The sequence below is a fragment of the Methylobacterium goesingense genome (assembly GCF_022179225.1).
Taxonomy (GTDB): domain Bacteria; phylum Pseudomonadota; class Alphaproteobacteria; order Rhizobiales; family Beijerinckiaceae; genus Methylobacterium; species Methylobacterium goesingense.
This window is the reverse complement of sequence record NZ_BPQL01000053.1, coordinates 41679-51996: the sequence shown is the minus strand read 5'-3', so window position 1 is coordinate 51996 and position 10318 is coordinate 41679. Positions and strand designations below refer to the sequence as shown.

11 protein-coding genes are annotated in these 10318 nt (G+C 69.0%); 6 read left to right on the top strand and 5 right to left on the bottom strand.

Annotated elements, in window-relative coordinates:
- Nucleotides 1-1204: efflux RND transporter permease subunit (locus MFF30_RS10330; protein WP_238279263.1), on the bottom strand; the 1204-nt coding region annotated here is incomplete at its 3' end.
- 244 nt (nucleotides 1205-1448) lie between these two features.
- The gene (locus MFF30_RS10325; RefSeq protein ID WP_238279262.1) at nucleotides 1449-2870 is read right to left on the bottom strand and encodes an MdtA/MuxA family multidrug efflux RND transporter periplasmic adaptor subunit; all 1422 of its coding nucleotides are present in this window, start codon (nucleotides 2868-2870) and stop codon (nucleotides 1449-1451) included.
- Nucleotides 2871-3569: 699 nt separating this feature from the next.
- Here MFF30_RS10325 and MFF30_RS10320 point away from each other — a divergent pair.
- From MFF30_RS10320 to MFF30_RS10310, 3 genes are all read left to right on the top strand, one after another.
- On the top strand, nucleotides 3570-4724 hold the full coding sequence (locus tag MFF30_RS10320) for an aminotransferase (RefSeq protein ID WP_238279261.1): 1155 nt from the start codon (nucleotides 3570-3572) through the stop codon (nucleotides 4722-4724).
- A gap of 111 nt (nucleotides 4725-4835) precedes the next feature.
- Complete coding sequence (locus tag MFF30_RS10315; RefSeq protein WP_238279260.1) at nucleotides 4836-5276, top strand: DUF4112 domain-containing protein; 441 nt, start codon at nucleotides 4836-4838, stop codon at nucleotides 5274-5276.
- 22 nt (nucleotides 5277-5298) lie between these two features.
- Nucleotides 5299-6432, top strand: a complete 1134-nt coding sequence (locus MFF30_RS10310; RefSeq protein WP_238279259.1) for an ABC transporter permease — start codon at nucleotides 5299-5301, stop codon at nucleotides 6430-6432.
- A 20-nt stretch (nucleotides 6433-6452) separates the two neighbouring features.
- Here MFF30_RS10310 and MFF30_RS10305 read toward each other — a convergent pair whose 3' ends face one another.
- A complete protein-coding gene (locus tag MFF30_RS10305; protein ID WP_238279258.1) occupies nucleotides 6453-6791 on the bottom strand; it encodes a hypothetical protein in 339 nt (112 codons plus the stop codon).
- 90 nt (nucleotides 6792-6881) lie between these two features.
- Nucleotides 6882-7541 (bottom strand): transglutaminase-like cysteine peptidase, encoded by a 660-nt coding sequence (locus MFF30_RS10300; RefSeq protein WP_238279257.1) that lies wholly within the window; start codon nucleotides 7539-7541, stop codon nucleotides 6882-6884.
- A gap of 301 nt (nucleotides 7542-7842) precedes the next feature.
- Between MFF30_RS10300 and MFF30_RS10295 the strand changes: the two genes are divergently transcribed.
- On the top strand, nucleotides 7843-8301 hold the full coding sequence (locus MFF30_RS10295) for a phospholipase A2 family protein (protein ID WP_238279256.1): 459 nt from the start codon (nucleotides 7843-7845) through the stop codon (nucleotides 8299-8301).
- Nucleotides 8302-8378: 77 nt separating this feature from the next.
- Here MFF30_RS10295 and MFF30_RS10290 read toward each other — a convergent pair whose 3' ends face one another.
- The gene (locus MFF30_RS10290) at nucleotides 8379-8777 is read right to left on the bottom strand and encodes a DUF3775 domain-containing protein (protein WP_238279255.1); all 399 of its coding nucleotides are present in this window, start codon (nucleotides 8775-8777) and stop codon (nucleotides 8379-8381) included.
- A gap of 114 nt (nucleotides 8778-8891) precedes the next feature.
- Here MFF30_RS10290 and MFF30_RS10285 point away from each other — a divergent pair, with 114 nt between their 5' ends.
- Both MFF30_RS10285 and MFF30_RS10280 read left to right on the top strand, forming a co-directional pair.
- On the top strand, nucleotides 8892-9674 hold the full coding sequence (locus tag MFF30_RS10285) for a DUF429 domain-containing protein (protein WP_238279254.1): 783 nt from the start codon (nucleotides 8892-8894) through the stop codon (nucleotides 9672-9674).
- A gap of 28 nt (nucleotides 9675-9702) precedes the next feature.
- Nucleotides 9703-10218 carry an NUDIX hydrolase gene (locus tag MFF30_RS10280; RefSeq protein WP_238279253.1) on the top strand — a complete coding sequence of 172 codons (516 nt, stop codon included), beginning with the start codon at nucleotides 9703-9705 and terminating at the stop codon, nucleotides 10216-10218.
- Nucleotides 10219-10318 lie beyond the last annotated feature (100 nt).

Sequence of the window (10318 nt, the reverse complement as noted above, 5' to 3'; positions counted from 1 at the left end):
CGTCGACCACGAAGCCGGTCGCGATGGTGAGCGCCATCAGCGAGAGGTTGTCCAGGGAGAAGCCGTAGAGGTCCATGATCGCGAGCGAGCCGATCAGGGAGAGGGGCACCGACAGGCTCGGGATCAGGGTGGCGGAGACGCTGCGCAGGAACAGGAAGATCACCAGCACCACGAGGCCGATGGCAAGCGCCAGTTCCACCTGCACGTCGTGCACCGAGGCGCGGATGGTGGTGGTGCGGTCGGTGAGCACGGTCACCGTGATGGCGGCCGGCAGGGTCGCCTGGAGCTGGGGCAGCAGCGCCTTGATCTTGTCGACGGTGGCGATGACGTTGGCGCCGGGCTGGCGCTGGATGTTCAGGATGACAGCCGGCGTCTCGTCCATCCAGGCGCCGAGCTTGGTGTTCTCGGGGCCGTTGACCACGTCGGCCACGTCCGAGAGCCGGACCGGCGCGCCGTTCTTGTAGGCGATGATCGCGTCGTCATAGGCCTTCGGGTCGCGGATCTGGTCGTTGGCGTTGATCGCGTACGACTGGGTCGGCCCGTCGATGGTGCCCTTCGGCGTGTTGACGTTGAGGTTGGTGACCGTGGTGCGCAGGTCGTCGATGTTGAGGCCGTAAGCCGCGAGTGCGCGCGCGTTGAAGCGGATGCGCACGGCGGGGCGCTGGCCGCCGCCGGTGCTGACGAGGCCGACGCCGGCCACCTGGGAAATCTTCTGCGCCAGCCGAGTCTCGGCGAGGTCGCGCACCTCGGTCAGCGGCAAGGTCTTGGAGGTCAGGGCCAGGGTCAGGATCGGCGCGTCGGCCGGGTTGACCTTGGCGTAGATCGGGGGCGCGGGCAGGTCTGAAGGCAGGAGGTTGCCGGCCGCGTTGATCGCCGCCTGGACCTGCTGTTCGGCGATGTCGAGGGGCAGATCCAGGCTGAACTGCAGGGTGATGACCGAGGCGCCGGCCGAACTCTGCGAGGTCATCTGGTTCAGGTTGGCGAGCTGTCCGAACTGCCGTTCAAGGGGAGCCGTCACCGCCGAGGTCATCACCTCGGGGCTGGCGCCCGGATAGAAGGTCTGGATCTGGATCGTCGGGTAATCGACCGACGGCAAGGCCGAGACCGGCAGGTTCAGATATGACACCATGCCGACGAGCAGGATCGCCAGCATGAACAGCGTGGTGGCGACCGGGCGCAGGATGAAGAGGCGAGACGGGTTCATCGGGCGAGAAACTCACTCGACCGCATGTCTCGAGATCCAGACCATCTCGGATCGATCATCGCGAGGAGGCCTCGTCCCTCGAAGGCTCGCGACGGGGTCCCTCTCCTGGAAGGAGAAGGTTGGGGTGTAGTGTGTGACATCTCCGGACAATCCACACACCTCACCCTGGCCCTCTCCTTCCAGGAGAGGGGACCTGCGCTCCACGTTCCTGTCAAAGCGGCCATCATGGTCCGAACCTGTGGCATCACTCGGCGGACCGTTGCCGGCGGCGCTCGCGCTTCTGGCCCTCGGGGGCGACGGCATCCGCCTTGGCCGCGTCGGGCTTCTCGCCCTGCGTGACTGGCGCGGCGGACGGAGTCGCCTGGGCCTCGGCCGGGGCGCCGTCCCGATTGGGGGCGCCCCGGGTTTTGCCGCCCTCCTCGGTGATGCGCACCGGCGCGCCATCGCGCAGGCGGTCGGTGCCGTCCACGACCACGCGGTCGCCGTTGCTCAGGCCCTCCGTGACCACCGTCCGCGGGCCGTCTGCCTCGCCGAGCTTGACCGGGCGGACCACCACCTTGTCGTCGCCCTGCATGAGGTAGACGTAGGTGCCCGGCGTGCCGCGCAGGATCGCCGCAGTTGGGACGATCGGTGCGGCGCGCACGGTATCGACGGTGAGCTTGGCGTTGACGAACTGGTTCGGGAACAGCGCGTCGTCCTGGTTCTCGAAGATCGCCCGCAGCTTCACGGTGCCGGTTGTGGTGTCGATCTGGTTGTCTACCGTGTCGAGGACGCCGGTGGCGATGGCGTTGGTGTCGCCCCGATCGTAGGCTGTCACCGCGAGCTTCGCGCCCGCGCGGACCCGCCGCATCACCCGCGCGACGTCGTCCTCCGGCAGCGTGAAGATCACCGAGATCGGATGCAACTGCGTGACCACCACGATGCTGGTCGAGGCGGCGGTGATGTAGTTGCCCTGGTCGATCTGGCGCAGGCCCACGCGGCCTTCCACCGGCGAGACGATGCGGGTGTAGGTGATGTTGAGCTTCTGCTGGTCGACGAGGGCCTGGTCTGCCGCCACCGTGCCCTCGTTCTGCTTCACGAGGGCTCCTTGCGTGTCGACGTTCTGCTTCGAGATCGAATCCTGCTGGGAGAGGCGCTGGAAGCGGGCGAGGTCGAGCTTCGAGTTCTGCAGCAGCGCCTGGTCGCGCATGAGTTGGCCCTGGTACTGGGCAAGCTGAGCCTCGTAGGGCCGGGAATCGATCTGGGCGAGGAAGTCGCCCTTCTTCACGGTCTGGCCCTCGCGAAAACCGATCTCGGTAAGATAGCCGCTGATCTGCGAGCGCACCGTCACGGTGGCGAGCGGGGTCACGGTGCCGAGGCCGGCCAGCACGATCGGCACGTCGCCCGGCGCGACCGTGGCGATGCCCACCGCCTGGGGTGGTTCGGCATGCCCGCCGCGTCCGGCGCCCTTGCCGCGCCCGGACGTCGCGGCGACCTCGGTGCCGGATTTCGGTGCCAGATAGAAGCGGTAGCCGGCATAACCGGCACCCGCCAGGATCAGGAGCACGACGAACCAGAGGCCTGCCCGGCTGCGGCGCCGGACGGGCGGCGCGGCGCGCGTGTCGGCCGGCATCGCCCCGGGATATTCCCGCGCGGTCTCGGTTCGGATGGGCGAGGTTTCGTTCATGGCCTGATGATCGCGGTGTGTCGGAAACGGCGTGACGCGCTGGAATGTCTCACGGCATCCTCACATGAGACCAACGAGTCTGGTCCCTCCTCCATCCGGCCCTGCCGCCCGGGCTTGCCGCATTGTCCTCAAGATAAGCGCGCCGACCGGTCAGCGACAGCATCGAGCGAGGTCGCACCCCATCGAAACGGTCGCGGCACGCGCGCGGCGCGGCGTCTTCCGATCCCGCACGCGCCGAGACCCGTCCCGCACGGGCCAAGACGCCCAAACGAGGCTTCGAAATGAGAACGCGGCGCGGCATGGCACTCCTTCTGAGGGACCAATGCGACTCCAGTGGGGCCTTCGGGTTTCCCCCGTGTTGCTGGCGGGAGGCGGGGTGCCGGCGTGGTGCGGTCCCTGTGGAAACCGGTTCGGCGCGCACGCGAAAAAGGCCGTCGCCAGGGAAGGCGACGGCCTCTTCGAGGACGGACCGGAACGGTGACAACGTGAACGGAACGAGGGGGCGAAGTCCCGCGCTGGCAATCACCGCTCCAGCCGTGTCTCAGAGATACGTGATGGCTGATGATTGTCAATAATCGTCAGTCGACATCGATCCTGGCCGGCGCGGCCGGGTGCGCGGCCGCACATTTCGTGGCCGCGAGGCGTCGTGCTACGCCACCCCGGCCAGAGCCCGCACCATCCCTCGAGCCCCCGCGCCCCATGAATCCCGTCCTCGCCGATCTGCCGACGACCATCTTCACGGTGATGTCGGGCCTTGCCCGCGAACTCGGCGCGATCAACCTGGGCCAGGGTTTTCCCGATGATCCGGGACCGGAGGATGTCCGGCGCCGAGCCGCCGAGGCCATCCTGCACGGCGACAACCAGTACCCGCCGATGATGGGCCTGCCGGGCTTACGCCGGGCGATCGCGGCGCATTACGCGCATCACCAGGAGCTGGACCTCGATCCGGCGGCGGAGGTGATGGTCACCTCGGGAGCCACCGAGGCCATCGCCGCGGCCCTGCTCGCCCTGATCGCGCCGGGCGACGAGGTCGTGCTGTTCGCGCCCCTCTACGACGCCTATCTGCCGCTGGTGCGCCGGGCCGGCGGCGTCGCCCGCATCGTGCCGCTTCAGCCACCGCATTTCCGGCTCGACGCGGACGCCCTCGCGGAGGCGTTCTCGGACCGGACCAAGCTCGTGGTCCTCAACAACCCCCTCAACCCCAGCGCGACGATCTTCGGCCGCGAGGACCTGGCGCTGCTGGCGTCCTTCTGCACGCGTCACGACGTGGTGGCGATCTGCGACGAGGTCTGGGAGCACATCGTCTTCGACGGCGCCCGGCACATCCCCCTGATGGCGCTGCCCGGCATGCGCGACCGGACGGTGAAGATCGGCTCGGCCGGCAAGATCTTCGGCCTCACGGGCTGGAAGGTCGGCTTCGTGATGGCGGCGCCGGCCCTTCTGCGCGTAGTGGCCAATGCCCACCAGTTCCTCACCTTCACGACGCCCCCCGCCCTGCAGGAGGCGGTGGCCTACGGTCTGGCCAAGGACGACGCCTACTTCACCGGCATGCGCGCGCGCTTCGCCGCCTCCCGCGACCACCTCGCGACGGGCCTGGCCGCACGGGGCTTCCGAGTGCTGCCCTCGCACGGGACCTACTTCCTCAACGTCGATCTCGCGCCGCTCGGCTGCAACGACGATGTCGCGTTCTGCGACGACCTGGTGCGCCGGCACGGCGTCGCGGCGATCCCGATCAGCGCATTCTACCCCGATGCCTCCGTGCGCCACTTGATGCGGCTGTGCTTCGCCAAGGCAGACGATGTCCTCGACCGGGCCCTCGATCGGCTCGCCACCGTCGCGCGGCAGGCGGCCTGATGGGCGGGTTCGCGCGGACGGCGCTTGCGGGTGCGCGGGGCCGGGGCCACATCCTGGCGCATGACCACGCCGCGCCGATCCCACAGGCTGGACTTGCCCCGGAGCCCGACCATGGACTTCACCCAGACCGCCGGTGTCACCACCCGCTTCCGCCCGAAGGCGGACGATCGCGAGGCGACGCTGCTGCGCCTGGAGGCGTTCGCGCACCTGATGGACTCGGCCTTCGTGATCCCGGGCATCAACCGGCGCGTGGGCCTCGACGCGCTAGTCGGCCTCGTGCCGGTGGTGGGGGACGTGGCCGGCATGCTGCTGGCCTCCTACATCGTGGTGGAGGCGCGCCGGCTCGGAGCGCCGCGCTGGCTCATCGCCCGGATGGCCCTGAACATCGCGGCGGATGGGGCGCTCGGCGCCGTGCCGCTCGCGGGCGACCTGTTCGATGCGGCCTTCAAGGCCAACCGGCGCAACGTGCGTCTGCTGCGGCGCCACCTCGAGCGCCACGGCGGCCTGCGCCCGAACGAGATCGAAGGCACGGCGACGCGCATCGACGGCTGAACGGCGGCACGAGGGGCGCCCGATGAACGAGGTCGCGCGTCCCGACATGGCCCAGGCGGTCGCCCTGCCTCCGCCGCACCGCGGCCTGTCGCCGCTCAACCGGCGGCGGCTCGCGAACTTCCGGCGTAACCGGCTCGGCTACTGGTCGTTCCTGATCTTCACGGGCTTGTTCGTCACGAGTCTGTTCGCCGAGTTCATCGCCAACGACCGGCCCCTGGTGGTCTCGTACAAGGGCGAGATCCTGTTTCCGGTGGTCATCGACTACCCGGACGAGAAGTTCGGCGGCTTCTACGCCCGGCCGAATTACCGCTCGGCGGAGACGCGCAAGGAGATCGCAGACAACGGCTGGGCAATCTGGCCGCCGATCCCCTATTCCTACGACACCATCATCGACGGCCTGCCGACCCCCTCCCCGTCTCCGCCGACCTGGATGCTGACGGAGGCGCAGTGCCAGAACGTGGGCAAGACCTGCACCGAGCTTGAGACGCACTGGCTCGGGACCGATAACACCACCCGCGACGTGCTGGCGCGCATCATCTACGGCTTTCGCATCTCGGTGCTGTTCGGGCTGATCCTGGCCCTGATCTCGTCGGCGATCGGCGTCGTCGCCGGGGCGGTACAGGGCTATTTCGGCGGCTGGGTCGATCTCGCCCTGCAGCGCTTCATCGAGGTCTGGAGCGGTATCCCGACCCTCTACCTCATCATCATCATCTCGGCCTTCATCGAGCCGGGCTTCTTCGTGCTGCTGGGCATCCTGCTGCTGTTCTCGTGGGTATCCCTCGTGGGCGTCGTGCGCGCCGAATTCCTGCGCGCCCGCAACTTCGAGTACGTGCGCGCCGCCCGGGCCCTGGGCCTGTCGAACATCCGCATCATGAGCCGGCATCTCCTGCCCAACGCCATGGTGGCGACGCTGACGTTCCTGCCCTTCGTCCTCAACGGGTCGATCGGGACGCTGACCTCCCTCGACTTCCTCGGCTTCGGGCTGCCTCCGGGCTCGGCCTCGCTGGGCGAGCTCCTGGCCCAGGGCAAGGACAACATCCAGGCGCCCTGGCTCGGACTCACCGGGTTCTTCGTGGTGGCGGTGATGCTCAGCCTGCTGGTCTTCGCCGGCGAAGCCGTGCGCGACGCCTTCGATCCCCGCAAATCCTTCGGCTGATCCCGATTTCCCGCGCCGCGTCAGAGCGGGCGGGAAGCGCCGCCATCGAGGAGCCAGCCTTTCGCCCGCAGGATCAGGGCCGGGCGGACGCGGGCGACGTCGTCGCCGTCGACGAGGGGCGAGGTGGAGAGTGCGGCGAGATAGGCCTGCTCGCTCGGGCGGCAGGCCCGCAGGGCGGAATCCGCCGCGATGACCCGGCTGGAGAGGGCGACCTGCAGGGCGAAGTTCCGGTGCAGGCAGGCGCGCCAGGCGCCGTGGCGGTCCGCCACGCCCGGTTGGCCCTCGGCCGAGGCGCTACCCGAGAACAAGATCAGACAGAGGAGAGAGAGCGCGGGCAAGGCGCGGTCGCGGATCGTCATGGCGAGGCTTCCCGAACCCGGTCACCCTCGCGCGGCCAAGCTTAACCCGGCCTTAAAGCGCGCATTGTCCCCAGTCCCGTTCCGGGACGTTTAGCGGTTGGCGGTCGTGACGGGCGAAGTGGCGCGGCCGAGGGAGACCCAGCCGACCGCGCTCTGGCTCTCGCGCTTGATGAAGGTGTAGCCGGTCTGGCGCCAGGGGAGCACGGCGCTGGTCTTGTTGTCGAGGACGAGGTCGCCCCGGTCGGTGATCAGGGTCAGGACGGCGTGGCCCTCGCCCTTCTCGTCGATGACGACCGTCATCCGCATCGCCCGGCGCGGCAGGCCGGCCTCGGCCAGGAACTTGCGCTTGAGAAGCTGGAAGTCCTCGCAGTCACCCGACCCGTCCTCGGCCAGATCCCAGCGATCGGCGACGTTCAGGTGCTCCATGTCGGTGACGGCCCGCAGGGACTTGTTCACCCGGCGGTTCACCGACACGATGGTGTTCCAGATGGCGGGCGTCAGGGTGATCTGCGCCGGCTCGGCGGTGTTGACGGCGCATTCGGTCGCGTAGCTCTGGCAGAAATCCACCCAGGCGGCGATCGCCCGGGCTGGCGCACCGGCCGTGATGGTGCTCGGCACCGTGGGCAGGGACGCCAGGGTCTGCGCACTGGCGCCCGGCGCCAGGGTGAGGCCGGCGAGGAGCACGGCCCCGCCGAGGGCGGCGAGACGGCCCTTGAGGGTCGGGAAACGCTGGGAAATTCCGTACCGCATGACCGCCGCTGGTCCCGTTAAGCTTCTGTTAACGAATGTCCCATGGCAGGCGTTGCACGGCAATCGGCGGGTTAAGAAAAGGTTAACGGTGTGGATGGCGGGGTCCGGCCGCGCAATCGCTGGGCTTTTTCCCTCGCGCGTGAGCGACCGGCTGCGCTGGCACACCGACACGGTTCGCCGGACGATTCACCCCGGATCAGCTCCAGTCCTCCGGGGGGACGCCAGGCGGGTGGACCGGGATCGTTCGATGCACAGGATGACCAGGAATGCCGTCGCGCCACCATCACGATCGGACAATAGGGTGCTTGGCACATCGCCAAGCTGCACCATCTTCGTCCACGAGGGCGCGATGGGGCACGAGGATGAGGCATCCACGATGAATACAGGTAACTTTTATCAATTTCTTCGCGCTCTTCTGGCGAACGCAGCTTTCATTGCGCTTCTGTCAAGCGCCCTGACTCTCCCGGCCCGGGCCCAGGAGATGCCGTTCGTCGATACCGAGCGCGGCACCTTCCTCATTCATGGTAATTACTGCGGACCTGGAAATCGAAGCCCGCGCCCGCCGATCGATGCACTGGACGTAGCCTGCATGCACCATGACATGTGCTCGCCCCCGCGCGGTCAGATCGCCACCTGTGCCTGCAACGATCGCCTGCATCGAGAAGCGGAGGCGGTGTCGCTGGACCCGAACCAGCCCGAGAGCCTGCGCGACACTGCGGGTCTGGTCGCCGACACCGCGACCGCATTGCCCTGCCGATAGCGACCGAATTCCCCATCTTGCCCAGGGCGGTCCTGGAGATCGGTTCCGCCGCGCGGAACCGATCCTGGATGCAGGGCTCAGGCCTGCGGAAGGTCCGGCGTGATGCCGAGGTTGGACATGCCTTCCTCGAGAAGGTCGCCCGCGTTCGGAATCCCCAGGATCTCGTGGGCGGCGCCCTCGCCCGCCGCCTCGCGCTCGCGGGCGAAGCGAACCGCGTCGGCCCACTCCTCCGGCTCCATATCCCCGCGGCCGATATAGAGGAGCGCCAGGAGGTCGGCGCGCTCGTCGTCGTTGAGGGCGCCGATCATCGCGCGCAACTCCTCCTCGGTGGCATCGTTGGTGCCCGAGATCAGCACGTCGGTGGCACCGTCATCGGTGGGGTTCGAGCCGGAATCGGGATCGGTCGCCCCTTCCTTCACATCGACGGCGCGCACGCGCAGGATGATCTCGGTGACCTTGTCGACGGCGATGTCCATGAATGCATTCCCGTTTCACCGGCCGCCGGCAGCGGCGGCCCCGAGCAGCGACAACGGGCCAGGCCGGATCCGGTTCGCGGGCCTGCGTGCGCGGCCGAACGCGGGAGCGAGCCGATGACGCGCTGGATCGGTGGCCTCGACGGCTGCCGCGGCGCCTGGGCGGGCGTGCTCCTCGACCTCGACGACCCGACCCGCTACCGGACAGCGCGCTTCGCCCGCGTCGCCGACCTGCTCGACGCGCCGGAGGCCCCCCTCAGCGTCGGGATCGACATCCCCATCGGGCTCGACAGCCACGTGACGGGGGGCGGACGCGCGGCCGACCGCGCGGCGCGGGCGTATCTCGGCCGGGGCCGGGCCAGCGTGTTCCCGGTGCCGGCCCGCGCGGCGGTCCATGCCCAGACCTACGCGGAGGCCAAGACCCTGTCGCGGGCGCACAGCACGCCTCCCTTCGCCCCCTCGATCCAGTGCTGGAACATTCTGGGCTACGTCCGCGAGGTCGATGCGCTCCTGCGCGCGCGGCCCGAGCTGATGATGCGACTGCACGAGGTCCATCCCGAGATCGCGTTCCACAGCCTCAACAGCGGGCAGGCCCTCACGGCGGGCAAGAAGGGGCCCGCGCGCCAGGACGGCCTCGCCGAGCGTCGCGCCCTCCTCGCCGCCGCCGGCTTGCCGGCCGGTCTGATCGCGGCCCGTCCGGCGGGCATCGGGGCCGACGATCATCTCGACGCCCTGGCCGGCCTCGTCGTGGCCCGCGATATCCTGGCGGGATGCGCGATCCCCCTGCCCGATCCGCCGGGGCGCGACGCGGCGGGTCTACCGATCGTGATCTGGATGCCGGCCCGGGCCGCCGGCCCGCCCCTGGCTCCGGACGATTTCCCTGCTAAAGCGAAGTCCTGACTTGGGTTACGAGATCTTGGGGTACGATATGACGCAGGATCTACCCGTTCGCGACATCGCCCGAGCCTTGGTGTTCGACCCGGACCAGCGCCTGCTGCTCATCGCCTACGAGGCCGTGCGACCGATCGATCCGGCGCGGCCAGATGATCGCACCTTCTGGTTCATGCCCGGCGGCGGGCTGGAACCGGGCGAGAACCATGTCGAGGCCTGCCGCCGCGAACTCTCCGAGGAGATCGGGGTGACCGGGATCGAGATCGGGCCGCAGGTCGCCGCGTGCGACGGCCCCTTCCACCACTTCCGAACCTCGCGCGATGCCCGCGAGCGCTATTTCGTCGTCCACCTGCCCGATGCGACCGTGGACACGAGCCGGCTCGCCGAGACCGAGGACAACCCGGTTCTGGGAACCCGTTGGTGGACTTTGGCCGAACTCGAGGCCACGTCCGAGCGGATCGAGCCGGAGGGACTGGCGGCGGTCGCCCGCGACATCATAGCCGGGACGATACCCCCCACGCCCGTCGTCCTAAACTGGCGGGAGCAACCCTAGCCATCCGGCTTGCCGTGCGATCGCAAGCCACCCAGATCGCCCGTCACGCGAGACGGGCGTCACCTTACGACGTCCGTCCCAGACACCCGTGAGTCACGAC